Source organism: Pontibacillus sp. ABV4_188 (genome assembly GCF_056311905.1).
This window is the reverse complement of the sequence record NZ_CM149975.1, coordinates 1922314-1948558: the sequence shown is the minus strand read 5'-3', so window position 1 is coordinate 1948558 and position 26245 is coordinate 1922314. Positions and strand designations below refer to the sequence as shown.

The 26245-nt window shown below is 37.8% G+C and carries 30 protein-coding genes; 3 read left to right on the top strand and 27 right to left on the bottom strand.

Going from position 1 to position 26245, the window contains the following annotated elements; genetic code table 11:
* Positions 1 to 39 precede the first annotated feature (39 nt).
* From tkt to ACYX4O_RS09915, 3 genes are all read right to left on the bottom strand, one after another.
* Complete coding sequence (tkt, locus tag ACYX4O_RS09925) at positions 40 to 2034, bottom strand: transketolase (protein WP_476356794.1); 1995 nt, start codon at positions 2032 to 2034, stop codon at positions 40 to 42.
* A 428-nt stretch (positions 2035 to 2462) separates the two neighbouring features.
* A complete protein-coding gene (locus ACYX4O_RS09920; RefSeq protein ID WP_188649944.1) occupies positions 2463 to 2696 on the bottom strand; it encodes a DUF896 domain-containing protein in 234 nt (77 codons plus the stop codon).
* A gap of 92 nt (positions 2697 to 2788) precedes the next feature.
* Positions 2789 to 3439 carry a YneB family resolvase-like protein gene (locus ACYX4O_RS09915; RefSeq protein WP_476356792.1) on the bottom strand — a complete coding sequence of 217 codons (651 nt, stop codon included), beginning with the start codon at positions 3437 to 3439 and terminating at the stop codon, positions 2789 to 2791.
* A 305-nt stretch (positions 3440 to 3744) separates the two neighbouring features.
* Between ACYX4O_RS09915 and lexA the strand changes: the two genes are divergently transcribed.
* Entirely contained in the window at positions 3745 to 4374 is a 630-nt protein-coding gene (lexA, locus tag ACYX4O_RS09910) for a transcriptional repressor LexA (RefSeq protein WP_188649939.1), read from the top strand.
* Positions 4375 to 4899: 525 nt separating this feature from the next.
* Here the strand turns inward: lexA and ACYX4O_RS09905 are convergent.
* The 4 genes from ACYX4O_RS09905 to ACYX4O_RS09890 are packed head-to-tail and all read right to left on the bottom strand — an operon-like array spanning position 4900 to position 9245.
* Positions 4900 to 5367, bottom strand: a complete 468-nt coding sequence (locus ACYX4O_RS09905) for a hypothetical protein (protein ID WP_476356790.1) — start codon at positions 5365 to 5367, stop codon at positions 4900 to 4902.
* Positions 5368 to 7308 carry a hypothetical protein gene (locus ACYX4O_RS09900; protein WP_476356788.1) on the bottom strand — a complete coding sequence of 647 codons (1941 nt, stop codon included), beginning with the start codon at positions 7306 to 7308 and terminating at the stop codon, positions 5368 to 5370.
* Positions 7298 to 7486: a hypothetical protein gene (locus ACYX4O_RS09895; protein ID WP_476356786.1), complete on the bottom strand. Its 189-nt coding sequence runs from the start codon at positions 7484 to 7486 to the stop codon at positions 7298 to 7300. Before ACYX4O_RS09895 ends, ACYX4O_RS09900 begins: the two co-directional genes overlap by 11 nt.
* Positions 7479 to 9245, bottom strand: coding sequence for a DEAD/DEAH box helicase family protein (locus tag ACYX4O_RS09890; protein WP_476356784.1), 1767 nt, complete (start codon positions 9243 to 9245; stop codon positions 7479 to 7481). The genes ACYX4O_RS09895 and ACYX4O_RS09890 overlap by 8 nt, the downstream gene beginning before the upstream one ends.
* A gap of 331 nt (positions 9246 to 9576) precedes the next feature.
* Between ACYX4O_RS09890 and ACYX4O_RS09885 the strand changes: the two genes are divergently transcribed.
* The gene (locus ACYX4O_RS09885) at positions 9577 to 10587 is read left to right on the top strand and encodes a DUF3427 domain-containing protein (RefSeq protein WP_476356782.1); all 1011 of its coding nucleotides are present in this window, start codon (positions 9577 to 9579) and stop codon (positions 10585 to 10587) included.
* 40 nt (positions 10588 to 10627) lie between these two features.
* Here ACYX4O_RS09885 and ACYX4O_RS09880 read toward each other — a convergent pair whose 3' ends face one another.
* Positions 10628 to 10966, bottom strand: coding sequence for a YolD-like family protein (locus ACYX4O_RS09880; protein ID WP_476356781.1), 339 nt, complete (start codon positions 10964 to 10966; stop codon positions 10628 to 10630).
* Between the two features lie 372 nt (positions 10967 to 11338).
* Here ACYX4O_RS09880 and ACYX4O_RS09875 point away from each other — a divergent pair, with 372 nt between their 5' ends.
* Positions 11339 to 11551: a hypothetical protein gene (locus ACYX4O_RS09875; RefSeq protein ID WP_476356779.1), complete on the top strand. Its 213-nt coding sequence runs from the start codon at positions 11339 to 11341 to the stop codon at positions 11549 to 11551.
* Between the two features lie 83 nt (positions 11552 to 11634).
* Here ACYX4O_RS09875 and ACYX4O_RS09870 read toward each other — a convergent pair whose 3' ends face one another.
* The 19 genes from ACYX4O_RS09870 to ACYX4O_RS09780 all read right to left on the bottom strand — a co-directional run bounded on the left by ACYX4O_RS09870 (position 11635) and on the right by ACYX4O_RS09780 (position 26231).
* A complete protein-coding gene (locus tag ACYX4O_RS09870; protein WP_476356777.1) occupies positions 11635 to 12522 on the bottom strand; it encodes a peptidoglycan-binding protein in 888 nt (295 codons plus the stop codon).
* Between the two features lie 252 nt (positions 12523 to 12774).
* Positions 12775 to 13062 carry a holin gene (locus tag ACYX4O_RS09865; RefSeq protein ID WP_476356775.1) on the bottom strand — a complete coding sequence of 96 codons (288 nt, stop codon included), beginning with the start codon at positions 13060 to 13062 and terminating at the stop codon, positions 12775 to 12777.
* Complete coding sequence (locus ACYX4O_RS09860) at positions 13052 to 13300, bottom strand: hemolysin XhlA family protein (protein ID WP_476356773.1); 249 nt, start codon at positions 13298 to 13300, stop codon at positions 13052 to 13054. Before ACYX4O_RS09860 ends, ACYX4O_RS09865 begins: the two co-directional genes overlap by 11 nt.
* 108 nt (positions 13301 to 13408) lie before the next feature.
* Positions 13409 to 14389 carry a hypothetical protein gene (locus ACYX4O_RS09855; protein WP_476356772.1) on the bottom strand — a complete coding sequence of 327 codons (981 nt, stop codon included), beginning with the start codon at positions 14387 to 14389 and terminating at the stop codon, positions 13409 to 13411.
* Positions 14386 to 15837 (bottom strand): phage tail spike protein, encoded by a 1452-nt coding sequence (locus ACYX4O_RS09850; RefSeq protein ID WP_476356770.1) that lies wholly within the window; start codon positions 15835 to 15837, stop codon positions 14386 to 14388. The genes ACYX4O_RS09855 and ACYX4O_RS09850 overlap by 4 nt, the downstream gene beginning before the upstream one ends.
* 10 nt (positions 15838 to 15847) lie before the next feature.
* Entirely contained in the window at positions 15848 to 17305 is a 1458-nt protein-coding gene (locus tag ACYX4O_RS09845) for a hypothetical protein (RefSeq protein ID WP_476356768.1), read from the bottom strand.
* A gap of 23 nt (positions 17306 to 17328) precedes the next feature.
* Positions 17329 to 17730: a phage tail fiber protein gene (locus ACYX4O_RS09840; protein WP_476356766.1), complete on the bottom strand. Its 402-nt coding sequence runs from the start codon at positions 17728 to 17730 to the stop codon at positions 17329 to 17331.
* Between the two features lie 21 nt (positions 17731 to 17751).
* A complete protein-coding gene (locus ACYX4O_RS09835; RefSeq protein ID WP_476356764.1) occupies positions 17752 to 18123 on the bottom strand; it encodes a distal tail protein Dit in 372 nt (123 codons plus the stop codon).
* Positions 18120 to 20495 carry a phage tail protein gene (locus tag ACYX4O_RS09830; RefSeq protein ID WP_476356762.1) on the bottom strand — a complete coding sequence of 792 codons (2376 nt, stop codon included), beginning with the start codon at positions 20493 to 20495 and terminating at the stop codon, positions 18120 to 18122. Before ACYX4O_RS09830 ends, ACYX4O_RS09835 begins: the two co-directional genes overlap by 4 nt.
* Before the next feature lie 223 nt (positions 20496 to 20718).
* A complete protein-coding gene (locus ACYX4O_RS09825; protein WP_476356760.1) occupies positions 20719 to 21063 on the bottom strand; it encodes a hypothetical protein in 345 nt (114 codons plus the stop codon).
* A 17-nt stretch (positions 21064 to 21080) separates the two neighbouring features.
* On the bottom strand, positions 21081 to 21659 hold the full coding sequence (locus ACYX4O_RS09820; RefSeq protein WP_476356758.1) for a major tail protein: 579 nt from the start codon (positions 21657 to 21659) through the stop codon (positions 21081 to 21083).
* On the bottom strand, positions 21660 to 21989 hold the full coding sequence (locus ACYX4O_RS09815; protein ID WP_476356756.1) for a hypothetical protein: 330 nt from the start codon (positions 21987 to 21989) through the stop codon (positions 21660 to 21662).
* Positions 21986 to 22330: an HK97 gp10 family phage protein gene (locus ACYX4O_RS09810; protein ID WP_476356754.1), complete on the bottom strand. Its 345-nt coding sequence runs from the start codon at positions 22328 to 22330 to the stop codon at positions 21986 to 21988. Before ACYX4O_RS09810 ends, ACYX4O_RS09815 begins: the two co-directional genes overlap by 4 nt.
* A 4-nt stretch (positions 22331 to 22334) precedes the next feature.
* On the bottom strand, positions 22335 to 22598 hold the full coding sequence (locus ACYX4O_RS09805) for a phage head closure protein (RefSeq protein ID WP_476356752.1): 264 nt from the start codon (positions 22596 to 22598) through the stop codon (positions 22335 to 22337).
* A 13-nt stretch (positions 22599 to 22611) separates the two neighbouring features.
* Positions 22612 to 22890, bottom strand: a complete 279-nt coding sequence (locus ACYX4O_RS09800) for a head-tail connector protein (RefSeq protein WP_476356750.1) — start codon at positions 22888 to 22890, stop codon at positions 22612 to 22614.
* The gene (locus ACYX4O_RS09795) at positions 22891 to 23196 is read right to left on the bottom strand and encodes a hypothetical protein (RefSeq protein WP_476356748.1); all 306 of its coding nucleotides are present in this window, start codon (positions 23194 to 23196) and stop codon (positions 22891 to 22893) included.
* A 16-nt stretch (positions 23197 to 23212) separates the two neighbouring features.
* Complete coding sequence (locus ACYX4O_RS09790; RefSeq protein ID WP_476357081.1) at positions 23213 to 24421, bottom strand: phage major capsid protein; 1209 nt, start codon at positions 24419 to 24421, stop codon at positions 23213 to 23215.
* A gap of 57 nt (positions 24422 to 24478) precedes the next feature.
* Complete coding sequence (locus tag ACYX4O_RS09785; protein WP_476356746.1) at positions 24479 to 25069, bottom strand: HK97 family phage prohead protease; 591 nt, start codon at positions 25067 to 25069, stop codon at positions 24479 to 24481.
* Positions 25020 to 26231, bottom strand: coding sequence for a phage portal protein (locus ACYX4O_RS09780; protein ID WP_476357079.1), 1212 nt, complete (start codon positions 26229 to 26231; stop codon positions 25020 to 25022). Before ACYX4O_RS09780 ends, ACYX4O_RS09785 begins: the two co-directional genes overlap by 50 nt.
* Positions 26232 to 26245 lie beyond the last annotated feature (14 nt).

Here is a 26245-nt window from a genome sequence, read left to right as displayed (position 1 = left end):
AAGAGCACTTTTACAGGCTTTATATTGCTTTATATTGCTTTATTTTAGAAGGTTCTCTACACGGTTTACTACATTTTCAACTGTGAATCCGTATTCCTCCATGACCTGGTCTCCAGGAGCTGATGCACCGAATGTTTCAATTCCAAGCACATCTCCTTCTAGACCTACGTATCGCTCCCAACCTAGCGGGGAAGCCATCTCAATAGCTAGGCGCGCTTTCACATTACTTGGTAACACTTCTTCTTTATACGCTTTATCCTGAGCGTTAAAGCGATCCCATGAAGGCATGCTGACTACACTTGCTTCAACACCTTTTTCACGAAGACTCTCTTGAGCACGTACCGCTAATTGAACTTCAGAACCAGTTGCTAGCAACAGGCAATCCGGTTCTTCTTTACTTGCCGGGCTCACTACATAAGCACCCTTCTTAACTCCCTCATAACTTGAGCCTTCAAGTGTTGGCAACCCTTGACGAGTTAACACAAGAGCAGAAGGTGTTGATGTAGATTCTAAAGCAAGACGCCATGCTGCTTCTGTTTCTACACCATCAGCCGGACGAACAACAGATAAGCCTGGCATTGCACGTAATGAAGGTAATTGTTCAATTGGTTCGTGTGTAGGACCATCTTCTCCAACCGCAATTGAATCATGAGTGAATACATATGTTACAGGGACACCCATTAACGCAGAAAGGCGAACTGCTGGACGTAAATAGTCACTAAAGACAAAGAAAGTACCGCCATAAACTCTTAATCCACCATGAAGAGCCATACCATTCATAGCTGAAGCCATGGCAAATTCACGTACACCAAACCAGATATTACGACCCGCATAATTGTTACGAGAGAAATCTTCTTCTCCGTTTACGGTTGTTTTATTAGAACCTGCGAGATCCGCACTACCACCGAAGAAGTTTGGAATTTGTTTAGATAATGCATTGATCATTTCACCAGAAGCTGCTCTAGTAGCAAGTTTGTCCTCACCTGGTGTGTATTGAGGAAGTTCTTTATCCCAATCAGAAGGAAGTTCTCCGTTAATAGCACGAGTGAATTCTTCTGCTAGTTCCGGATACGCTTCTTTATACTGTTTTACTAAGTCATTCCATTTTGATTCTGCATCCGCACCATGAGTTTGAACTTTCGTTTCAAAATCCTGGTACACATCTTGTGGAACGTTAAATGGTTCATGGCCCCACTTATAATGTTCCTTCGTCAGATTCGCTTCTTCTTCTCCTAGTGGAGCACCGTGAGAAGCAGATTTACCCGATTTATTTGGGGAACCATAACCAATTACAGTCTTCACTTCAATTAAAGTCGGTTGATCTGTATTAGCTTTCGCTTCCTCAATAGATTGGCGAAGTGTCTGAGTGTCATTTCCATCTTCAACGCGAATGACTTGCCAGCCATAAGCTTTGAAGCGATCTTCTACAGACTCTGAGAATGAACGGTGTAAGTCACCATCTAATGAGATATCGTTGGAGTCATAAAGCACAACAAGTTTCCCTAGTCCTAAGTGGCCTGCTAATGAAGCTGCTTCTTGAGAAACCCCTTCCATTAAATCGCCATCTCCACAAATAGAGTACGTATAGTGATCAACAACGTTGAAGTCATCTTTATTATATTTCGCACTTAGGTGAGACTCAGCCATAGCCATTCCTACAGCCATCGCTAAACCTTGGCCTAGAGGGCCTGTGGTTGCTTCAACACCGTCTGTATGACCATACTCTGGGTGCCCTGGTGTTTTAGAACCCCATTGACGGAAGTTTTTAAGGTCATCAATTGTAACATTATAGCCAGATAGATGAAGTAAGCTATATAGAAGCATAGAACCATGACCTGCTGATAATACAAAGCGGTCACGATTGAACCAGCTAGAGTTTTTAGGATTATGCTGCATAAATTCAGTCCAAAGCGTATAAGCCATTGGAGCAGCGCCCATTGGCATACCTGGGTGACCTGAATTTGCTTTTTCTACCGCATCAATAGAAAGTGTGCGGATTGTATTAATAGATTGTTGTTCTGTTTGATGTGTCATGTAATTGCTCCTTTCAATTTCGCGTTACGCGAACTATGTACAGTCTAAATACTATAATGAAATCGTTTAAGTGACAAGCATTCCAAGGAAAAGAGTCGAAAATTCTTTTTCTTGACTAGTTTAAATTGTGACTATAAGGGTTTTCTTATGCATAGAGCGTTATTATGAATTTAGAATAACCTCATCCGCTTTTTTTCACATGATCTAAAAGAGTACGTCTCAAAGTTGAGGTGTTTCAGCTAGAAGAGCCTACTGAGTTTTTGAGTGATTGCAATTGCTTCAGTTTATAGGCCCCCCCTTACACTGTGCTAAATCGAATGGAAAATATACCACGTAAGTCCCAATTCTTTAGTAACCTCCCCTATCCTGTTAACAACACCTTTACATAATAAAATAAAAAACACACGAAGAATATTCGTGTGTTTCGATTAATGCTTTTTATTTCGTTCTTGTTCTTCTTTTAATTTCTCTGGTGTTACGTCGTTACCTTCAGGGTCTACAACTTTCATGCCTTTTAGCTGGCTCTTGAAAGAGTTACGAAAGTTTTTAAGATATTCCTGACGTAATTTTTTTTGTTCATTTTGTTCAGTCATAGTTAGACCTTGTTGTTTAGATTTATGAGATAGTTCGTTAATTCGGTTTAATTTATCTTGAGAAATCATTTACATGCTCCTTTACTTGTTAAGCTCCAAGTAAAAAAGGCAAGAGTCCAAAGTAGGATGCCCGCCTTTCTACTCCCTATATCGTAACGCGTTTAGACGTTGTTTTCAAGTGAAACGAATTCCTTGTACCTTCTGTGGACGGTGGCCTTTGATACATCAAACCCCATCCCCCTCAGAGTCGCTGCTATTTCATCGAACGTTAAATTGTTTTGACGCAATCGAACAACCTCTTCAATTGGGAAGTCCTTTCTTTCTCGACCATGTGCCAAGTGCTGGTTAGAGAGGTTTTGAGCTGGATTAAATCCATTTTCTACAGCCCGCTTCATACCGCGCTTTATCTTAATATTATGTATTTTCCTTTGGTACTCTTCTACAATTCCCACAATTTGCAGCACCATTGAATCTGATTCTGATAAAGTAAGCTCTCCTTGATGAGAAACGGAATAGACAGGAACGCCGAGTTTTGTAAGTTGATGAAACAAGGCAATTTTCGTATTTCCCCGCCCAAGCCTTGTTTCATCTTGAATGAGAAGCAAGTCTGCTTCGTTGTTTGATAGAATTTCCAATACTTCTAAGATGCCGTCCCTTTCAATTTCGTATCCACTTGCTTGTTCTTCTATAATTTTATGAATTTCAAATTGGTGTTGAGTAGCTAGTTCTTCTAGTTCAATTCGTTGACGTTTTAATGATGAAACTTGTGCTTCTTTTTCTGTGCTGACGCGACAATAGATGATAGCTTTCATAGAATCTCCTTTTTTCTCTATCATATAAGGATATGCCTCGTTCCGTAAAGATTAACTTGAAAGCAACCCAATATACATAAAGGCTAAACTGCCTGCAAATAACAAGAAATACACTACGTCTAGTTTTGATAGATTTTGAAACATATTCATCGCCTCCAGAAAAATAAGAACTTTTGTTCGTGTCTAGTTCACATTATATACGAACATCCGTTCTTGTCAACACTTTTTGCGAACGAATGTTTGTATAACCTTTCCTACCATGGTATAATGACGGTAATAAATGATATGTACGAGGTGTAGAAAATATGACGAAACTATCAAAAAGGCAGGAAGCAATTTTAGATTTCATAAAAAACCGTGTACTAGAAAAAGGGTACCCACCTTCTGTAAGAGAGATAGGAGAAGCTGTAGGTCTAGCCTCTAGCTCAACTGTACACGGGCATTTGTCCAGGTTAGAGAAAAAAGGATATATTCGTAGAGACCCTACTAAACCTAGAGCAATTGAAGTGCTAGAATTAGAAGAAGATTCTATTACAACGATTCCTAAGGGAGAAGCAACGTATGCTCCTGTAATTGGTAAAGTAACAGCAGGTATGCCTATTACTGCTATTGAGAATATTGAGGAGTATGTACCCCTACCCGATACACTTGCAGCTCAAGATGACGATATATTTGTTCTAGTTGTTCAAGGAGAAAGTATGATTGAGGCTGGGATCTTAGACGGGGATATGGTTATTGTTCGTCGCCAGCAAACCGCTCAAAACGGAGATATTGTAGTCGCTATGACAGAAGATGACGAGGCAACGGTTAAGCGCTTCTTCAAAGAATCAACTCATATTCGACTGCAGCCTGAGAATGCAACGATGGACCCAATCATTGTGCAAAATGTAAGTATACTAGGTAAAGTAGTTGGATTATATCGCCATATCCATTAGTGATTAAGAACGTTTATTTACACCAACCTCACTTTAAAAAAAGTCATAAACCCAGAGAAGCATCGAATGTTTAATTCGATGCTTTTTTGTATGAAATAGTTTATTTATATTCGATTATTTCAACGCTCTCTACTAATAAACATACAAACCTTATTATCAGCACTATTTAAAACACTGCCCACATAAAAACCCTCAATACCAGTGGCATTAAGGGTTTTCAATCTTAGTAAGTTGATAAATACTGTTCGCGTTCCCATGGGTGAACCTGTGTACGGAACATATACTATAGGAAGAAACACGGATTAAACGCAATCAAATATACTTTATTACATCACTTTTTCATTTCCTAATATCAATAGATATCAACTTAGATTTATCTTTTTTGGTCTATTTTTGGTCATTATTTTGGTCAACCATTTAGAGGAGCAGCTAATCAAAAAAGGCTGCTTCTTTAGCTGTGGTATGATTCCCCCTGTTTCATCAATACACTTAGAATTCTTTTACAACATCTGTTTCGTGAAACTCTCAGTACGATTGAGAAACAGCTTCGCTTTCACTATTAATCAGTTCATGGTAAAGAACATAAAAAGTCTCTATCTCCCCTGTTTTAGGTATTTTCTCTCTTATCAATTGCATACCACCTGCTGCATAACAATTTAAAAGTTTCATTCCGTTATCACTCAATTTTATATGTGAATTGTTATCAATTAACTGGAGTATAAGCCTTTCTATTTCTCCCCTATCTTGACTTTCTATATCTAACCTTTCCATCTCAGCGTTAATTAGTAGTCCAGTTATTAACTCAGCTTTATCCGCATAAGGCTCTGGATAATAATCTATGAAATATTCAGTTTTAACTTCCTCAGGCAAGCCCAACTTTGTATCTTGCAACCCTAACATTAAACATAAATAATATATATCAAATTTATACTTAAATTTATCGTTTATCAATTTAAAGTAATCTTCGCTAGCTTTTGGTAATTTAAATGGCATTTAAACTCGCTCCTCCGCCTTTGAGTTAACCTCCACACTTTGGAAAGACTCAAAGTATTCTCTACCAATAACACATTTAGTGTGATTGCTTTCTCGGTGAATTGTCATAAATTGAACATTATCACTATCCATAAAATTCTCAGTGAAACCTTCCCGCTCTCCAGAAGTAATAAATATAATTAACTGTTCAAACAAGTTCGGTAATATTGAAGAAATCTCGTGCCTTACACTGAGGTCTAAGGGACCTGCTGGGGTATCAACTATGAATGGCAGAGTATATGAAGATGTCTCAAACATAGAGCCTAAGAAAGAGTATGCTATCGCTAAAGATTGACCTTCACTTGCACCAGCTTTATGTTTTAATTTTAATGAACCCTCAATATCTTCTACTAAAATAGGTTCATCCTTAATTATTTGAGACAATTTTATATTTGTTTCATTTTTTATTCTTTCTTTTAATTTATGCAATGTAGTATCTTCTACTTCTAATAACAAATCTTTTAACTTTTTTGCTCTTTTGTGTAGACTAAGAGTTTCTGATACTTGCATTATTTTTTCTCTTATACTTTCTAATTCTTGTTCACATATAGTAATATTACTTCCAGAATCAAGTAGTCTTCTCTCGTACAGATCTTTTGTAGTAAGAGTTTTTAGTTCATCGTTATTTGACCTAACTCGTTCTGTTAATAAGTTCTCTTCTAATTCTAACTCTTCAAGTTTTGAGTCACCAGAGCTTATTCTTTCAGTCTGAATCCTATCCCAATCTTGTTTTAATTTATTCCTATCAGAAAGCGTACTACTAAGATTATTAATTTCTTCTTTCAAGTCTTCACTGTAATTCCGGTCTCTTATTGTAGTTTTTATAGCATTTATGACCCCTATTTGGTCTTCAGCTAAGTAGTCATCAGCACAATTTAAAATATGCTCTTTCTCTGCATGACCGATTTCTCTGCCACATATACATTTGTCATGATGACTTAAATCTTCAAAAAATTGCTTGGACATAGTTTTAGGAAGTTTCAATTCTGTCATTTTATTAGCTAAACCACTTAGTTGTTCAGACAGTTTTTTTGAAAGTAAATAAGGATTACGAATATTATGTTGAATATAATTTATGCTTTGATTAGCTTTACTTTCCACTTCGCTCTGTTTCTTTTCTATTTCTTCAGCTCTTTTCCGTAAATTATCATCGGATTTAATATGCTCAGCCTTTTCATTCTTGATTTCGTTTAACCTGTCCTGATCATGTTTAATATCTCTTTCAAGTGATTTTTTCTTTCTCGTTAATTTGATATGCGTCTTTTTTAGAGAGTCTTCCTCGAATTTAAATTTATTCAAACTTTGTTCTGTTTTAGCTGTAGTTTTTTTCTCAGCTTCTTTTTGTTTTACTTTAACTATTTCATCAATCCGATTTCTCATTTCAGGTAACCGATTCAATTGATACAAGTATCTGATAGTTCGCTCAGCTTCTTCACTTTCTTTACCTATAATTTCTTTAGCTAGCTCACCGTCAAAAACAAACCTTTTAACAAACTCTTCTGTAAAAGTACTTTTTAAGAGAGCAGGGATATTATGGCCAGGTTCAAGCCCTCCCTGATCACCTACTCTAGCAGTCGAATAACTTGCTATTCCAGTATGGTAATCCAGGTGTATAGTTATCTTGTGAATTTTTTCATCTATTAAGAGTGTTGCTTGAAATTCCCCTCTTTGATTGTCGCTAGATGGTGGCGAAAAATCCAGAACTTCTTCCTTACTCCACATTTCGGCATTACCATCAAAGATTGCTCTTAATAGTGTTTGAGTAGTTGTTTTTCCTGTTCCATTAGGCATCATTATCAAACTCACATGATACGGATCGTTATACTGTTTCTCTAATGAAACTTCTAAATTATTAACGCCTCGTATGTTGTTATAAGACCAACCTAGAATACTAATTCTCATTAGAATTATCCTCCTTTTCCAGTAATTCCATAACGTTAATGATATCATCATCGCGATATTCATCTTTGAAAGCGTTCTCTATCAATCTTGTAAACCTTCGTTTAAACTGATTTGTTAACTCAGTTTCACTTTTTAAAACTACTTCTACGGCTTCTTTTAGCTCTGAGTTTTTATTCATATATCTCACTCTCCTTTACCACATTGGACATTTCACTTAACCACGCTTCCCTTTCTTTGTCTGAGCCTTCTTGTGTGTCTGTATCATTATCAATCTTAATAAAATCTACAACAGAAGCTTTCTTGTCAGGGTTAGATGGATCTGTTCTTAAGCTTCTCCCAATACGTTGTATAGTTTGAATTCGAGCTCTGTCAGCTGAGAATAAAATTATGTTATTTACAGACCTTATATCAATTCCTTCAGATATCCTCTTACTGGTTATCAAACAATTTAAAGTACCATCGCTAAATTTAATGAGATTGTTTCTATCATCTTCACCATAGTAAGTATGATAATTTGATTCATAACGAATTATCATATTTTGTATTTTCTCTCCAAATTCTTTTGTTTCAACAAAAATGATCGACCTATTCAATATTTCTGGATTGTTCTTTAGGAAATTAAAAAAAACAGGGATCTTTGCTTCTGAAACTTTTTTTACCCGAGCTAAGTCCCTATATAGATCTTCAATCCTTACAGGTTTCCCTAGTTTCTTTCTAGTTTGGTATGCACCAATAATCTTTTTTACTTTCTTCTTATCATCTTCTGTTAATTCAAATTCAAGAGGGTGGTAATCAAATTCACACAATATTCCACGCTTAATAGCATCTTCTATCTTAAATTCGTATACTTTTTCTCCTATTTCAGTCTTTATGAAGTTATTACCAGACTCATCATAATCCCTCTCAGGAGTTGCACTAAGTCCTAATCTGTATTTAAAGTCCTTTATCTTGCCTGATAGAGAGTTTACTATCGAGGGAGCACCAAAACCATGAACTTCATCACAAACTATAATTGATTTTTTTAAAAATGAATCACTCATGTAATTAATAGAATCCTTAAGAAAATCTCTTGATATAATTAGAGCTGATTTATCGTTAGCAATTTTAAAGCTTGCAAATTCCTTATGTCCTGAAAACTGCCTATAAACCGTTAAATTTGTTCTTAAAGAAACTTCTGAACACCATTGCTCTAATAAATCAGTTCCACTAACGGTTATAACCACATTATTTATTTTTTTACTGCTTATCAATTGATTCACTATCTGTAAAGCCGTCCTAGTTTTCCCTGTTCCTGTAGCCATCTCCAAAACACCATTTCCTGTAGCCAGAAAAGCTTCTGCCGCTTCATCTTGATGCTTCCATTTATTATATGTTTTTTTGTTTGTTTTCTTATAAGGCCTATCTGAATTCCTTAATCTAAATACGTCTTCTTTAATCGCTTCTGGTAAATCATATACCCTGACATTTTCATCATGATTATTCCATAATTTATTAAACCTCAAAATGTCATCTTCTATGAAGCTAGTCATTCCTTTCCAACTCGAAAATACTTTTAAGCTCTCATAATTTATGTAACCTTTTTTACTATCATTTATTGAACCAATAAATGATAATTTATTTCCTTCATCATCTTGAAATATTCCAAATTTGTCATGAAAATCTCCACCGTCTAAGTTATGCCTTGGAACCGCAAATTTGAAATCTAATATTTCATCATATATAAGCCAGCCAATCACATTTTGCGTTTTAATTTCCATATGTTTCCTTAATTCTTCGACATTATTTTTTAGCGTCTTAAAAAGGTCTATATCATCTGGTTTTTTTGTCCCGTTCATTAGACCGGCTAAATCTCTCTCTTCTATTATTGGGCTAGTAATCCATCGTGCAATTCCACCTCTCGAGGCAAAGTCGCTCATCCCCTCCGAATTTTCTGTCAACCATCCTGAAGTAAAATAGCCTACCCCTCTATCATATTGATTGGCCCATTTAAAGCACGGGGTGTAAAATTCAGATGTAAGGTTATTATCTGAGGTATTTAGTGTGTTGGGTATATTGGGAAAACTCATTATTTACCACATCCCATCTTATAATTTTTAATTTCCAATAACTTTATAAATTTACACATTCTTGGGGTCACCATTAACTAAATATAATTATGTCATTATACCTAATTATATATTACAATATATTGGAATAAAACATAATTTTACCTGAACCTTGCATGATTAATTACTTGTAATGTCTTGACTTATAAAGGAGAATTTATTAGTGAAATTAAACCTATTCGAAAAATATACCAGGAGAGAAGTACATGACATTTTTGATCCGTTTTCAAATTTTGAACCTAGAAGAGGTACGTGGGGGCTTCAGGGTATAGTTAACATACCTGGGAGGAGTAATGACTACGTCTTTTTTGTTACCTTTGGTCATAAAGAGGGGGATTTCGCCTTTCAAGAGGGTATTAACAATGAAGGTATTTTGACTTGGCAATCACAGCCTAAACAAAAACTTACCGATCGTAGAATTAAGCAATTTATAAGTCATAACCATTTGGTTAATAACATCTATTTATTTCTTAGAACAAATAAGATTAATTCACAAACTAAGAAATCTGAACCTTATACCTATCTAGGTAGACTTGCCTACATTGGACATGACCCTAACCATGAACAACCTGTTCACTTTCAGTGGCAGCTTTTAGATTGGGATACAGAAGGAGTAAAGAAATACACAAATTTAAATATCATTTCTAATAATACTGAGCAAGAAGAGAAATTCAATAGTAATGTTAATACTTTGACTTTTACAGAACCTCCAGAGATATCGCCTAAAAAGGGGAATTCGTCTACAAATTTTTATTCCAAGCAGATAGACTTTGCTCAAGAGAACATAAGAAATCACTCATTGGGGCTCGCAGGTGAAGAACTAGTGGTATTATGGGAAAAAAAACATTTATGTGAGATTGGAAGAAATGATCTTGCTAAGAAGGTTTTTCACACATCTAAAATAGAAGGAGATGGTGCAGGGTATGACATTCTTTCTTGGACTTTGGATGGACAGAGAAAGTATATTGAGGTGAAAACTACAAAAGGAGGAGCAAAAACTCCTTATTATATGAGCATAAATGAAATTAATTTTTCGCAAGTAAACTCTAATAAATATTACCTTTACAGACTTTATGAATTCAACACGGAACGTAATAGTGCCAAAAGCTATGTGGTTTATGGGAATATCTCAGAAATGCGAACTTTAACCCCAACCCAGTATAAAGTTTTATAGCCATAGAAAGAAAGAGTCAGTATAAACTGAACTCTTTCTTTTATATTATATTCATTTCTACTATTGCATTTATACTAATATTTACAATTCCCTTTAAATCCTCATCTTTACATTTCAGCTTATTTTTATCAATATTGATTATTTTTACTGATTTCGTAGTGTAATTAAGTCCATTATAGTACTTTAAACCAACAGTTAAATTGTCTTTCAAAGCGCTTTGTAGTTTATAATCAATCTCCGCAGCCTGATCTTCTGCAAGCATTCCTTTTTCTTCAGTTTCATCCTCTTTCCAAACTTCTTTTAACATTTCCACATGTTCAGGAAGCATTAGGGAATTCCATTTAATGGTCCCTCTGTCTTTCAATCGATCTTCATTCATTTTTAGCCCACCTTCTTGCGGAGAGGACCAATAGAAAGAATACTGTTACGATTGAACTTCCTTACCTTTTTCCTGTCATAACAATAAGCTAAGATATATAACTTCCCTGTATTCAAGATCTTTACCTTCCTTTGATAAAGTTGGCCATCTTTTGATAAGAAAATCATTTCGAGTGTGACTCGATTTTGTTTTGCGTTAACAGCATTCCTTCCATCATAACTCCTCCCAATAAAATTACGAACGCTTGTTCTTATTATAACCATATTCCCTTGAAGATAAACACAGTTTTTCAATTTCTGCACAATTCCTGAAATTAGAAGGAAAGGTTTACTCCTAAAGAGAATGTAAGTATTTGTAGAAAGGAGGGATGTTATGACTATATGGGATATCACTACAGAAGATTTAGAGAAGCTTCCTATTGAGCACATCATCGATCTTGTAGCAGATGAAGAAGATCTGCCGCCAGTATATAAACATGTTATTGTAATGGGAGAAGCATATAGAAGAGTAGATGATGAAGGGACTATGACAGAAGCAGAAGCAAGTCAAGTTCTCTCGAAGATCATCAACATTGCTTACAAGTAATCCACAACCTGAATAAAACCACATTCTAACCCCCAGCATATCAAAAGCCCCTCAACCTATTAAGGCCAAGGGGCTTTTATCACTTATTTAATCACTTTATACCACCAACCAAGCTGATTCAACCACCTTTCAAAATCAAGACAGCGCTTATAATTCAATCCACCTGTTATAGCTGTTGGGTTTCTACCACCAGAGAACTTAATCTTGGCCCACCAATCATGTACTATGAAGTATTCAGATACTTTTTTTATTCCCTCTGGCCCTAACCCACCAGTCTGAATATGAACTGATTTACTTGATATTAGCGCTTTATCCAATTGCGCTTTGGTGTTTTTTCCATATACTCCATCTAATTTAAGACTATGATCTTTTTGAAATTCTTTAACAGCACGTTCTGTGTCTACACCATACACTCCATCTACACCAAACTTTCCAATATCATACCCCAGCTTATTAAGTCTATCTTGGAGGTCTTTAACCTCCTCCCCACTTATGCCCTTTTTGAGGTAACTTTCCAGCAAATGAGTTGGCCGTTTACCTTGAGAGAGGTCTTGCCACGTTAACCCCCCCGTTAATTCTAAGTGAGGATAATCTTTAAATGATGACCAATCACCACCCCAGGAGAAGTCAAGTGACTTACCTATCTCAGCAACTCTGCGCCAATCGTTATTTACTGTCCACACTGCTTGAGACCCGTCCTCTGTAGTCAAGAAAAAGTCAATGGCTAAACCATAATTGTGGACTGACTGCCCTGGCTTAGCGTTGGTTACAATTCTCCCTGATGTAGTACGTCCTTGGTTAAACAACTGCTCCTGCTGAGAGTTAGATCGATATCCTGAACTGATTTGTACGTTTATTCCCTCTACGTATGCTTGCTGGATAAGTAAGATAGCCTTCTGTTTAACGACAGAGTGTACAGATCCCATTCCTTTAACTGATCGATCAATTAGTGTCTGTAAAGATATTCTCATTTTATCCCTCTTTTCTTCGAATAATTTCTTCTGTTCTTACCTTTTATCTCCCAAAAAAACATGCATCAATCCACGCAAGACAGCAGTACTTTGTATTGATTTATTATTGAAATTGACTGATTCCTCGTTTAAGAACGTCAATATGGATGGCTGTAAGTAGCTAAGTTTTGTTGAGCAATTAGTTAACTACCTCTGTGCACCGTTTTCCGACTAAGTTATTAACTATGGTAAATTCTCAAAAATTAAACATGATTAGTCCTCTTTGATTTTCGTAGTGTGACCAGTCCGTTTCTGTACCAACTCAAACAACCCTGTTGCAGAAAGACCTGCTCCGGCACCAGCCCACAATCTAAGAGCAACATCCATTTCCGTAAATGGGTAAGATACAAAGCCAAGAACCACCCCCAATATGACAGCAATCATTGGTAAGAAGTTTTTTGGTAAAGCTGCCAGGCGTTTCACCACCTCAAGTAAGCCTGCCACAAATGGACTGATTACGGTCGCAAACATCAATACCTGAGCCATCATCTCATTTTCCACTAATAAAGCCTCCCGTTGAGATATTGGTTTCCGGTGACTGCAGAACAAAAGCTAAAATGGCCAAAATAATAGCGCCTAGAGTAAGGCGTAAAATCCATGTGGTATTATCTTCAATCTTGTCTAGCTTCTTTTCCATATGCTCTACCCTTTGCTTTGTTTTCGTCTGCTCATTCTGGAGCTCATCCACTTTTTCGTCCAGAACATTAAACTCTTCTCGTGTAATATAACCCTTATCCATGATTTGCCCCCCCTAACTTAAATAAAGGACCTCTATAATTTGAGGTCCTTTTAATATAAGTTGGTATATGATTAAAACTAATTTCATATTTTTTTAACAAATAGCCTATTAAGCCATAAAGTTATTTATCGTTAAAACTCTGCATGTTACTTTAGAAAAACTTCTTAATTCAGGGTACGCATTTTCTCTGATTTTCCATACATCATCGAAGTCCCAATCCACATAGTTTTCTTTAGTCTGCATTTGATTAGTCCCGCGACCATATGCCCCATTTCCATAAGTGCTTTTTCCCTCCCATTGGTCGTTTCCTCCCCATTGATCGTTTTGCAAGAAACTAACATCAGCATAGCATCCCTTAATGACCGCATCTTCTTGAGTTAAAGTTGTGATTGGATCTACAAATGATGAAACTCTTTGGTAGTTTGATATTTTCACCACTGAATAGCTGTTCGAGAAAAGCGCTCCCTCATAAATATTATTGGCTATACCACCTATATAACTTGGACCGCCATTACCTACCAATTCACCTTGAACATAACAATCCTTAACCTCGGAAGAATCTATCGCAAACGTAACTATTCCTCCTACCTGATATCCCTTTACCATAACATTATTAAACGAACACCTTTCTGCAGAGGAGTTATAAAAGTTACAGCAAAGTGTCCCTACGTTACCTTCCAGATTTTCAACAGATCCACTTAATATACAATGAATAACCTCACATGAGTCGAGGAGAGCTGCTAGAATACCTCCTCTACCAGAATAGTAACTACCCTTTATATCAGCATTTGTAATAATCATGTTTTGTAAGGTAGATCTAAGACAAAATGCAAATAACCCCATCAATTGTTTATCTGTATTAACAATTAGATTTGTTATTTTATAGTTCTGTCCATCATAGTGCCCAATAAAAGGTACCTCCCCTGTCCCTAGTGGTTCCCAATTCCCAACAATACTTAAATCAATATTTCTAGTTTGTTTGAAATAAGATCCCATGTTTACACTGGTCAATGCCATGAGATCGATAGCATCTTCGACTAGATAAGGAGCTCCTTGGGTACCATCACCCCCACCAAATTCCCCATTCATCCCTCTTCCTCCTCTTCAGGTGGTTTATTTCGACAAATGGCATGCATACTAACTTTCAATGGTCCTTCTTCCAAATCCGCTATAGGCTCAATTTCAACTCCGCTACATTTGGCATCACTTCGTATAATGGTAATCGGCAACATAATATTACCCTGCACGTTACCTAAAAGGCCTGTCGTAACAGAAACCACCTCATCATACTTACGCTTAAATTCAAATGTAATCTTATCACTAAAGGGTGCACTTTCATGTTCAATGTAATATTCTTGAACTGGTGTTTCTGGTTCACCGGTTGAGTCTTCATTTTGATCTTCTTCCTCTTTCTCTTTTTCGTAATACGTAATGTCTCGAATAACGTTGCCTATTTGAACCCTTGGATTGACCTTTTCAAAGGGATTATACTCACGAGTAACAATCCTGAGTGTTTCATGAATCTGGAGCACAGGGTCAATAATTGTTACAGTATCTCCTATGTCTGCTGTAGATAGTTGCTCATATTCTTGTAAATGAGCTAGATCAAGAACATCCACCTCATAAGCCTTTCTTTCAAACCCTTCCGACGTCTCGACCTCTTCTGACACGCCCAGTATGTTCTCTCCTAAATTAAATGTTACCCCTTTATTTCCGCCTCTTTCGTTTAACAGATGTATGGTATATTTATCAAATACGATTTCCCCACCTGCCAGATCTGCTAAGTCAAGCAACCTCTTTCTCACTTCTTTACGATTAGGTTTGAAGTATTTAGTTGATATCCAATTTGACTCAACCTTCCCTATGGTGAACTGTGTGTAACGAATCATTTTCCTAGCTATACTTATTAATGGTTCTTCATACTCTTCTTTATAATCGCTTTTCCTTAGTAAACTATAAGATACATGTTCGCATTCTACCGTAACGGAGATGGATTCATTTCTTTCTTTTTGAACTCTGGTGATACTAAAAAAGTTACCATCCACCTCTACAAGATTAGGGTATTTGAGATATTTCACTTTTTCATCAAAGACTGTTTCAAAAGTGAAAGTAAAACCAGCGTTGATCTCCTCGCTGATGAGGGGATCTATAATGGCATAAACCCTTGTTAGTATTGAATGATCAATTGGACTGCGAACTATAATATAATGACCAAGATCGACTTCAGCTTGGGGGTTTGCATATGCCATAAAGCTCGATTTCGAAACAATCAGTGGCTTTAAGATTTGATAAGAATTTGGAAGAGAGTAACCTAATACATTTAAGTTTGAATGAGAACCTAACTCTACAGTTAACCGCGTACTTCCTAGATTTCTGTGCGTTGGAAAGGAATCCTCATCTTTTATATTCCAAACCTCTGAGGACCATCCAACGGAAGAGTAGATGGCCCAATCATTTGCATCTTCAGCAGATATACTGTTATTTGCTTGGATCTTATGCCAGCTTTGGGAATTCCCAGCTTGAATGGACCACCACATCATATCTCACCTACAATTGTATAAATTCTATAGTATCCAGAGAAGAACTACCGCTAATAGATACTGAACCATCTGTATCACCGTACACGTCCGCAAAGGTTGTATTTGTGGAGCCAGCTTTTCTCTGTATGGATGTATTTAATGCGAATCCATTTGTAACAAAAGCTCCATCCGTGCAAAAACCAAATAATCCGCCGACTCCATTACTCCCTGTAATAGATCCAGCAGCATATCCCCGGGCTAACCCATTTGCATCTTGTTTCCCTGATAATCCACCCACGTTGGAATCACCAGATACGTCAATATCCGAATAACTATCTACTATGGTTCCGGACATATTACCTGCTAGGCCACCTACTTGATCAACACCGATTACGATACCATTACTTGCAAAAGATTCTTTTATAGTCGATTCACTCGATCCAATTAATCCCCCTACAAAATTATTCCCTGTAACATTTCCTTCAAAGTAGGAACGTTCAACTACACCTTCAGCTAATAAGCTACCTAAAAGACCTCCTACACGATCCTGACCTGAAACATCACCTTTAAAACTACCATCAATGAGAGCATGTCCAAGCTGAACATCTCCCATAACACCTCCTATATATGTTCCACTAGAGGTAACTGAACCTTCAACCAAAACATTTTCCACTGCGTAATATCCCCCGGCATACATCTTCCCAACAAGGCCGCCCACACCATTGTGAGTTTCACAATTCACCGAAATAATTGATTGAGAGCCCTTAACTAAGATGTGTTTGATACTACCGATCATGCCACCAATATCCTTTAACTCACCTGAATACCCCATATCTTCAGCTATAAGATTTCCGTTAACAACTACATTATCAACATTTCCGGGTACCTCTTCTGTCCCCTCCAAGTGACCTGCTAGCAAACCAGCAGTAAGTTGACCTTTGGTATCACCTGAAACACTAACATTAGAAATTGAAACATTCTTAGCTGATCCAATTAAACCGCCTACTTTTTCTCCTCCAGTTACATTTACACTTTCTAATTGCATGTCGTTAAACGTTGCGCCATCTGCATAACCAAATAAACCAATGTTTCTATTAGCGTCATCAGAAACAATTAAATTTGATATTTTATATCCTCCGCCTTCATAGGTACCGTCAAAAGGAGTATCAATAGTACCTATAGGCTTATAATTGGCGAATGATGCCAAATCTATATCAACAGTCTGAGTAAAGAAAGCTGACTCTTGCAGATAAGAAGCAATAGCCTGTAACTCTTCTGGACTTGAAACAATATAAGGGTCTTCTTCTGTTCCACTTCCGTTAAGTGTTACAGATGGATTCAGCGTCTCATACTGTAACCGCGGGTATGTTACCCCCTCAGTCATTTTCCATACTTCATCAAACCTGTACCCAGCATCTTCATAAGTTTGTTGTTGTTTAGCTTGCTCTTCGGTTACTGAAGAGCCATGTATCGTAAGATCTGACACTGTAATTCAATCCTTTCTTTTCATTAGTCTAATGTGATTCGAAGATCACCAGCATGCATTTTTATTCCAGTCCCTGCTGGAACCACAATGGCAGTAGATAACTCGGCATAAAAAAGAACATTCCCACCTGAAGCGCTGTCGGAAATCCCCACATGAGTAATTGCTCCGTATTCAGAGACTCCTGGTTCAAACTCTATTTCATTTGTATTTTCTACATAGGACACATCTTGATCTGTAGTGTTTGGTGCAGAAAAACTAACAACTTGACGCGAATAGGAACCTTGAGGGATTTCAGTCCCCGCTCCATCTTCTGAGAGATTAGAAGTATAAAGCCCTGCATACACCTTTGATGGACCCATGAAGGTTTGGCCATTTAAAGTTGCTTCCAGCAACAGCTTTTCTAAATAATTTGTCATTCCCGACATACTTAGTCACCCCTCCCTTCTTTATGGCAAGCACCTAAACTGCACACTAAACTTCCCAAACCGCACCACTTTTTCTAGCTCAATGTTATTAATCACTTTACCGATATAAGCATGGTTAAGGTCATCATCGAAAATGAGCTTCTTTCTTTCAACAGTTGAGAGCCAAGCAGCAATATTTCGTGCATCCCTATAAATGTTTTCTGAATCTTTAATCAAGAACTCTACTTCTATCGTTACATCTTTTTTACTGTTATCAGGTACTAGTAAACTGCCATCCTTGTGCGGTACATCTATATACTTATCTTTATTCTCAGGAAGCAAGGGACGACTGGTTTTTAGGATAGCTAATTTAAACAAGCTAGAATGAACACCATTGAAAGTTAATCCGCTCATGTTAAACCAACCCCTCTGTTCGTTCGTCTTTGTAAGTTATATAATTCTCTCGCAATCTTCTTAATATCAGCTTCTTTTTGTACCTGCATATTTTGGATAATTATATCTCCGCTATGAGATGCACCTTCCGGGAGCCCTTTCCCCTCTATTGATGGGTCATTATTATTATTCATGAAAGGTGTTGGAGGCTCCAATGTAGGGGTATTCGGTATTGAAGCTTTGCCCATTCGCTCCCCAGCTTTAGCCACTTTCTTTTTCATGGACTCCATGCCAATGGCAAGTCCCTCACCTGTAAATTCCCCAATTTCCATAAACACTTTCGAAGGTGAATTGATCCCCAGCAAGTTTTTTGCTCCTTGGACAGCATCTCCTACGACACCTTTCACGCTTTTAATCAGGCTAGTGGCCATATTTTTAACGCCATTTATAAGGCCTTTAATTAGATCCTTACCTATACTGGTAAAGTTACTAATCTTGTCACGTAATCCACCGGTAATCTTGCTCCAAATATTTGATATTAGATCCTTTACAGACTGCATTATGTTAGAGATTGTGTTTTTAGTTTTACTGAACCCACTGCTAACAACACTTCTAATGTTGTCGATTGTTGAACCTACAACACTACTAATGCCACCCCATATACTGGATACAATATTTTTGGCGGAATTGAGTACAGAAGAAATGGCATTCTTAATGAAATTAAAACCGGTTGTAACTACACTTTTCAATGCGCCTAGCACAGTGGTCACTATGGATTTAATTGCATTAAAACTTGTCGTGAAAATGGATTTATAAATGCCGAAAACTGTGGAGAAATAGGCTTTTAAGCCATCAAAAATAGCCATACCCGCTGATTTCAAACCATTCCAGATCGCTTGAACACCAGCTGATATAGCCTTAAATATGGTTGTAAACAAACTTTTTGCACCCTCTAAGAAGGTAGCAAAAAAGGTACTCAAAGTCTGAAAAATAGACTTACCACTAGAGAGCAATCCATTCCATGTACTAATTAAGAAATTTTCAATTGCAGAAAACACCTTAATGGTTATGGTTTTTACTTGCTCCCAATTCATGACGATCACTGCAACCAGACCTATAATTGCAGCAACTACTAAAGCGATTGGACTGCTTAATACACCAATAGCTGCCCCGACTGACTTTATAATAGGCAGCAGGGTGGTGAATCCGCTCACCACTGAGCCGATCACCATAAGCAAAGGACCGATAGCAGCAACTAACCCCGTTACAGCTATGATAATTTTTTGCACTACGGGGTTAAGACCGTTAAATGTATTGATTAATTTTGTAATGAAAGCAGTGGCTTTGGTGACAATAGGAGCTAGTGTTTCTCCCATCTGTGCAATAGCTTGTTGGAAACTGGCAGCGCTCTCTTTTGACTTAACTAGCTCTTCATTATTTTTTCTGTATTCTTTGTTAACCTTGGACAAGCCGGTATCAGCTAGTGCTTGTAAAACATAATTCTGAGCTTCTCCATTTTGAGCTGCTTGCGCTAACCCTTCATTAAATTGATCGAGATCTACGCCCATTCGTTCTAACAATTCTGCGAAGGGTCCGACCGCTTCCCCAGTAGCTAATGTTTCTTGCAACCCATCAGCCAGTCCTTCAATCTTCATAGTATCCGGAAATTTAATAACCGCTCCACTCAGAGCATCAACAGCAGATTTCATACCTTGCTCATCAAAACCTGAGGCCAATAAATTGGATAAGGCCTCAACGTTTGAATCAGCTTCTCCCGTTACACCATTTAATGAAACTAATGATTTTTTCATAGATTCGGAGCTTACACCAGCAGAAGTGGCATTCTGTTCTAACCTGGCTAGTCCTTCTCGCAAATCTTCGGTTCCCTTTGTAACGGCAACTAATCCACCTACTACAGGAGCTGTAAACCCAGCTGACATTTTCGCGCCCGTATTTTTTAAACCTTCTCCAATTTCATTCATGCTTCGACCTGTGTTCTCTACACGATCTCCGAAGTTGTCTATACTTTGCTCGGAGGTTTGTAATTGCCCCCTAAAATGTTGCAACCTGCTTTCTGTTTCCACGATTTCTCTTCTAAAAGCCCTATATTGAGATTCACTTATCTCACCCGCCTGAAATTGCCGATTCACTTCACTTTGAGCGTCTTTAAGCTGTTCCAGTTTTTGTGCAGTATTTTCGACTTGATCTCCCAACAGCCTTTGCTTTTGTGCAATTAAATCCGCATTACCAGGATTGAATTTGAGCAGTTTATCCACGTCTCTTAATTCAGCTGACAAATCACGAGATCGCTTATTTACGTTACTTAAAGCTTTATCCAACCCTCTGGTTTCGCCATCAATTTCAATACTTATTCCTTTAACCCTTTTCCCCACTTAAACACCTCACTCTCGGGTTAAAACGCGTCAAAGTCAGATTGTTTGGCTTTCATATCTCGACCTTTCTTGTTTGGATTGTTATTTTCAACAAATTCCTCAACGTAATCTAGACACATACCTATTGTCATTACTTCTAAGTCCTCAAATACTAAACCACATCTCTTACAAATAAATAAAAAAGAGTCAGTAGTGAGCGTTTCCCCACCTGACTCTTGTTTTTTTATTTTTTTTTACCTTGTAAAGAGCTCGTAAGTAGCTGTTGTAGTTCGGGAAGAATTTCAAACAAAGGAAACTCTTCGAATTCATCCAGCCAATCTAATGGTTCTGAAATATCTTTGTTAGCTGTTTTAGCTAATACCCAACAAATATTATAAAAGACTTCCATATCCAGCATTTTTAATTCCTCATATGAGAGAGAGTTTTTCTTTTTAACCTTGGCTAAACTCTCCATCTTGAGTAAATCTGAAAAGAAATCACTATTAAATTGCTTCTTGTATCGTAAAGGAGTTGAACCCTTAGATTCGAACCGTACTTTTTTTCCATCAATTAAGATTGTTTTCTCCATTTAACCCACCTCCAAGTCTATACTACTGGCGTAGAATCTTTTTCATATACAGCTGAATACCAGTTTTCATACACCTCTTTAGGGGTGTTGACTGTGGTTTTCGTTTTGACTGCATAATCTTTTTCCCGAGGACTTGATACGAACGTTAGTTCATTGGCATTCGGCTCTACTGAATCGGTCTTAGTCGACGAAGAAATCGTTGGCCGATTCGCTGCACAATTGTACATAACGTGGCGTGTTGCCTTTACGTCCCCTTCAAATTGGAAGAGTAATGCAAATGGAGTCGGTTTAGCAGTCGTTTTTTCTGTTAACACCATATCTGTTTCGTCTTTTTCTTCTCCCAGCACATCTATAGCGAACTGTTCAGGGATCGTGGCAATCGAGAGAGTTCCATCATAGCCCTGGTTATTAGAAGCAGAATAGAATAGCATGTTATCCGCATAAAATTCGACCATGTCTCCACGAGGTTCTAAGGAAAGTTCTACACCTCCAGGTAATGGAACAGGAGAACTATACTTCATTTCACCTGTTGTTTCATCTTTTGTGATTGGGGCATAGTGTACATCTTGCAAACCATAAGTGATTTTATTGCCCATTTATATCACTCCTATTTCATATAATTTTTGAAAAAGCCCTTCCCCTTGTATAAAGGTTTGGATACAATCATAAGGAATTCCGTATTGATCTAAAAGATCCTCAAGCGTTTGCTCCGCAAGAGGATCCTTTTTGTCTGTATACAATTCAATATTTACATTCTCCAGTCTCAAATGAACTTTGTTGTCCGCAAAAAAGTTAGATGTATCAGGCGTGGTGTAACAGATGAATGGCGGAGCAGGAGCTGGTCTAAATTCTGTATCTGTGAAGTGAGAATAAGCTACTGGATATCCGGTTTGCTTCAACAAAACCACTAAATCTACCAATGTCATCTTCTAATAACCCTTTCCATCCTATCTAAATACTCTTGAATTGCTTTATCTTCAGCCTGGCCAATATGAGGATCAGCAGTGACTCGCCCACCACCTCGTTTAGCATGACCATGCTCCAATAAGTGTGTAAGCTGATAGTCTGTCTTGTTGTGAACAACCCACCCATTACCAGCTTTTTTAGCCCGCCACCCTTTAGCATAATCGCCAGTTAAATTCGGACTTGATAACTTCAAGCGTTTCGCTGTATCTTTAGCAATCTCTTCTTTAGCCTCTTCTAGACCCTTTGTAACTTCTTCTTTGTAGTCAGACAAGGCTTGGGCGATCTCATTAGCTATATCCATCTTCTCACAACCTTTCGCCTGTGATTCGGATCCTCTCACCCTTCTCTTGAGTGCGGGTAATTTTATATAGATCATCTTCGTACTTAAACTCAGATTCGCCACCATACTCAAATCCGAAGAACTCGAATTGCTTACTAGGTTTCAATCCCTGCGCTAATGCATTGTAAAATTCTTGTTGGCCTACTCCCATTTTGTTAACGTAAACCATCCGAGAAGTATTGCTTTGAATTTCATTTCCGTATTCATCTCTTGTTATTATTGGTGTCATTAGATGAATCACATCATTGTGTCGTATTGTAATCACCAGCCATGGACAATTGTTGCTTTATCAATTCAAAAGAGTTCTGAAAACGCTCAGCTTCTGGATTGTCGTACCCAAAATTAGCCTTGCAGTATACGATAACTGCCCGTTTAATTAAAGGATCTCGATCATCATTAGCTTTATCAGATGAAACTCCAGCCTGAATTAATTCAGAACGAGCTGCTTCAACTAAGTCTCGAACTTCCTCGTCAAAAGCTGTAGTTGTAATCCTTAATGCTTGCTTGATAGAGTCAAACATCTACTCACCTGCTTTTAGTTCAGCCAATGCTTCTTCAGCTTCCTTTTTCCCTTGCACCTTCCCACCGTTTGGCAACTTATACCAGCCACCGCCAGTATGCTTAATTCCCTCAAATTCCAAATCATTACTTTCCGAAGAAATGTCTGTATTTTCTTCTCCAACAGTTTGAAGATTTTTATCCTGCAAGAAACCTTTATCTACTAAAAAAGCGACTCTATCCTCATTTTCATGTTTATAGATATCGCCCGCGTTATACCGTTCTTTAGTTTCTTTATCAATAAATGACCGTTTTACTCTGTTTTTCATATAATCCCCTCCCTAATTAGACTGTTGGAGCTTTCTTCACACGCAAGAAACCGTTTTGAGCTACTACGTTTCCACCTGCAAATACAGATCCTCGGTGAGCAATCATACCCTCTTTAAACTTCACATCTTCCGAGCGCTTTACATCTGTTGAACTGAAGATTGCCATTTCATAATTAGATAATGGACCATAAGCCATCAAGTAATCACCATCTGCAGCTGTGGCTAATACACCAGCAGAACTGTTAATGATGTATTGAACCCCATCAATTATGCCTGTGTTTCCATTGTTTACAATGTCATATGCCTTTTTCCCATCAGAATGTCGTATTTTAGCAAACTGGCGAAGATCATCCTTAGAAAGAATTAATACTGAAGCATCTTCAACATCTTCATCTCCACCATAAGCATAAATGATGTCCTCAAGTGTATCCTCGTCAATTTGGGAAATTTCGATATCAGTTGCTGGGTTAATGGCCGTTGCGTTTGCAGAAAAGATACCTGTAAATTGACCGGCATTACCGGTTCCTACTAAGATCTCCTTAGTGATCTTCTTGCGTAAAGATTTTCGAACACCATCAATAGTACGCTGAGCATAGTTAGCTCGTGGGAGCTTTAATACTTCCTCTGTAACTTCGGAATAAGCAGTCACTTTCGTTTTATTAATAGTCGCATAACCGAAGTCAACATCCACATCAAAATATGGCTGGCCTTCAGCAGTATAAGCACCTTCACCGTGTTGAATTTCATAAGGAGAGGTGTAGGTTTCACCGCCATCTAAAGGAACAGTTGTAACACGATCAAGCAATGTAGATACCTGATTGAAAGTCCCTTTGATGGTAGGAGAATCATGTTTGGGGAGTACTAGGTCTCCACTTGCAACAGTTACAGAGCGACGGTCATATAGATTCTTTCCCCGTTGTTCCCAGTCTACCTTTTGTTCTTCCTGGCGTTCTTCAGGATTTTCAGTTTGAGTATTAAACGTTTCTAGCGTGCGAGCTTCACCGCCTCCTGAATTGAATTCTTCTGTTTCTTTCATGAGTTGCTCGCGCTTTTGAATTTCTCCCAACTCCGCCTCAAGATCACGCAACTCTTCACTAAGCTTATCCAAATCTAATTTCTCGTCGCTCTCCAGTTTCGTACGAATTTCCGCTTTACGATTTACGATCTCTGTTTTGCGATCTTCCTTTTTCCCATTGAAAAACTGTAGGTCTCCTAGACGGAGCATGGATCGCATCACAACTGAAGGTGTTACTTCTTTCTTTGAGTACATGAACATTCCCCTTTACAAATAAGTTTTTAATATTAATCTTTTTCGTTTTTCTTCCTCTTGCCGGGCTTCCACATGATCTTTAATCGGATCATAGCCTCTGGCAGATACCTCGCTGTCAGGATAAGCCGGAAAAGCTACAGCGCTAACCTCTAGCAATTTCGCTTTTGTTACCGTACGGATTATATTGTCTTCATCCGATTCATCAATTTCCTGCTTCTCCATGCCAAATCCAAAGCTCACACCATCTACATCACCGCGTTTGATTGATTGATAAGTATCCCTTCCTAACGTGGTGTCTGGTAAATCTAATTCAAAACGTAATCCAACATCATCTTCATACAAACGCAAGGTCCCGTTAGATCGACGTCCTAACACTTTACTCACATCGTGAGACCACAAAAAACGCTGATCATCTTTGGACAATGATTCAGCGAAAGCACCCTTAGTAAATTGTTCTCGGAACTTACGGAAGAACCCTAACACTTCTGATTTCATTTCCCACTTCAAAGCATATCCTGCAACAGACCTTGTTCCATCATCATCTTCACGAATCTCAATCTTCTTCGTCGCTAGTTCCCTTTGCTCCACTTTTTCCTTGTCCATCATCTTCACCTCCTTCATTAACTTGAGCTGTATCTAATCGGCGAATAGGTTTATTGCCATCTTCGATTGGTGGCATGTTCAAAACCCTCCTCCATTCATTCGGCGTCATGGCTCCTCTATCTACCATTTCTCTTAAATTCAACTTCGTTTTCATGGAAGCATACTGTAAATTAACGGACTCAAAAATAATTCTATTGCCACGTTCTCTTTGTCTCCTGGAAAACAACTTGCGGGTATACTCTCCAGATAGTTGCATCGATATTGGTTCTACTACTTGCTCATAGTAAGAATTCCACTCATCTTCGTTGTATTTACTTTGGACAATTGCTTCATTCGTATTGAAGAAGTCCAAGATTCTCTTTGTGGTTGCATTCATCTGCTTAGCCTCAGGAACAAAACTTTGAGGAGTGACTTGTTCAGCTTCGTACCTTGGATCAGACGCTACAGCACCTCCAGAATTCTCGATATCCAAATACCGATTCGTGAAATCTTCTACTTGCATTTGCTTGTCCCCATCTTTTAAAACGCTATTGAACTTCAAAATCCATTTAATAATTGCGCTATTCTTAATTGCTTTTTTCATGCCTTGGTCAATGGTTGTCACTACATCCATTAATTCTTGCAACGCTTCTCCAGGAGGATCAGCGAATATATCATTTTCGTTGAAGTCCTGACGCAAGTGAATGACATCCACATAAGGGACTGTTAAATGATTCCCGTTACGAAAGGTAAATTTAAGATACAAGTCCCCAAGCGCTCCCTCTTTAGCTTCAACCATAGATGCTGGTAACGGATAGAGTGCGACAGGTAGAAAGTTTTCATCTCTTTTAATCAATATGAAGGCATTGTTATTTAGATCGAGCTGTATAACAATCTTTTCTTGTAACATCTGTCCCGACATTAAAGGGTTCGGATCTTCTAAAAGAAATCGAATATTTCGATCGGGGTTCTTATGAAAACCACTTTCGTTTTCTCTGATATGTTTGCCTAGAAGCTTCCCTATTGCTTTAGCCTTCGGTCTAATACAGGCTCGAACAATATCGCTCTTAAACAAATTTCCGTTCCAGTCATAGAAACCTTCACTACTATCATTGAGTAATTTAAAACTCGTTGTTGTTTTCGGTTCAGGTCTGCGACCCATCATCCAATCAAATAACCCCAGTTCCTTCACCTCCC

Coding starts and splice junctions, on each gene's coding strand:
- tkt (WP_476356794.1), bottom strand. CDS start 2,034: ATGACACATCAAACAGAACAACAATCTATTAATACAATCCGCACACTT.
- ACYX4O_RS09920 (WP_188649944.1), bottom strand. CDS start 2,696: ATGATTTCTCAAGATAAATTAAACCGAATTAACGAACTATCTCATAAA.
- ACYX4O_RS09915 (WP_476356792.1), bottom strand. CDS start 3,439: ATGAAAGCTATCATCTATTGTCGCGTCAGCACAGAAAAAGAAGCACAA.
- lexA (WP_188649939.1), top strand. CDS start 3,745: ATGACGAAACTATCAAAAAGGCAGGAAGCAATTTTAGATTTCATAAAA.
- ACYX4O_RS09905 (WP_476356790.1), bottom strand. CDS start 5,367: ATGCCATTTAAATTACCAAAAGCTAGCGAAGATTACTTTAAATTGATA.
- ACYX4O_RS09900 (WP_476356788.1), bottom strand. CDS start 7,308: ATGAGAATTAGTATTCTAGGTTGGTCTTATAACAACATACGAGGCGTT.
- ACYX4O_RS09895 (WP_476356786.1), bottom strand. CDS start 7,486: ATGAATAAAAACTCAGAGCTAAAAGAAGCCGTAGAAGTAGTTTTAAAA.
- ACYX4O_RS09880 (WP_476356781.1), bottom strand. CDS start 10,966: ATGAATGAAGATCGATTGAAAGACAGAGGGACCATTAAATGGAATTCC.
- ACYX4O_RS09875 (WP_476356779.1), top strand. CDS start 11,339: ATGACTATATGGGATATCACTACAGAAGATTTAGAGAAGCTTCCTATT.
- ACYX4O_RS09870 (WP_476356777.1), bottom strand. CDS start 12,522: ATGAGAATATCTTTACAGACACTAATTGATCGATCAGTTAAAGGAATG.
- ACYX4O_RS09860 (WP_476356773.1), bottom strand. CDS start 13,300: ATGGATAAGGGTTATATTACACGAGAAGAGTTTAATGTTCTGGACGAA.
- ACYX4O_RS09855 (WP_476356772.1), bottom strand. CDS start 14,389: ATGAATGGGGAATTTGGTGGGGGTGATGGTACCCAAGGAGCTCCTTAT.
- ACYX4O_RS09850 (WP_476356770.1), bottom strand. CDS start 15,837: ATGTGGTGGTCCATTCAAGCTGGGAATTCCCAAAGCTGGCATAAGATC.
- ACYX4O_RS09840 (WP_476356766.1), bottom strand. CDS start 17,730: ATGTCGGGAATGACAAATTATTTAGAAAAGCTGTTGCTGGAAGCAACT.
- ACYX4O_RS09835 (WP_476356764.1), bottom strand. CDS start 18,123: ATGAGCGGATTAACTTTCAATGGTGTTCATTCTAGCTTGTTTAAATTA.
- ACYX4O_RS09825 (WP_476356760.1), bottom strand. CDS start 21,063: ATGGAGAAAACAATCTTAATTGATGGAAAAAAAGTACGGTTCGAATCT.
- ACYX4O_RS09820 (WP_476356758.1), bottom strand. CDS start 21,659: ATGGGCAATAAAATCACTTATGGTTTGCAAGATGTACACTATGCCCCA.
- ACYX4O_RS09815 (WP_476356756.1), bottom strand. CDS start 21,989: ATGACATTGGTAGATTTAGTGGTTTTGTTGAAGCAAACCGGATATCCA.
- ACYX4O_RS09810 (WP_476356754.1), bottom strand. CDS start 22,330: ATGGATATAGCTAATGAGATCGCCCAAGCCTTGTCTGACTACAAAGAA.
- ACYX4O_RS09805 (WP_476356752.1), bottom strand. CDS start 22,598: ATGACACCAATAATAACAAGAGATGAATACGGAAATGAAATTCAAAGC.
- ACYX4O_RS09800 (WP_476356750.1), bottom strand. CDS start 22,890: ATGTTTGACTCTATCAAGCAAGCATTAAGGATTACAACTACAGCTTTT.
- ACYX4O_RS09795 (WP_476356748.1), bottom strand. CDS start 23,196: ATGAAAAACAGAGTAAAACGGTCATTTATTGATAAAGAAACTAAAGAA.
- ACYX4O_RS09790 (WP_476357081.1), bottom strand. CDS start 24,421: ATGCTCCGTCTAGGAGACCTACAGTTTTTCAATGGGAAAAAGGAAGAT.
- ACYX4O_RS09785 (WP_476356746.1), bottom strand. CDS start 25,069: ATGGACAAGGAAAAAGTGGAGCAAAGGGAACTAGCGACGAAGAAGATT.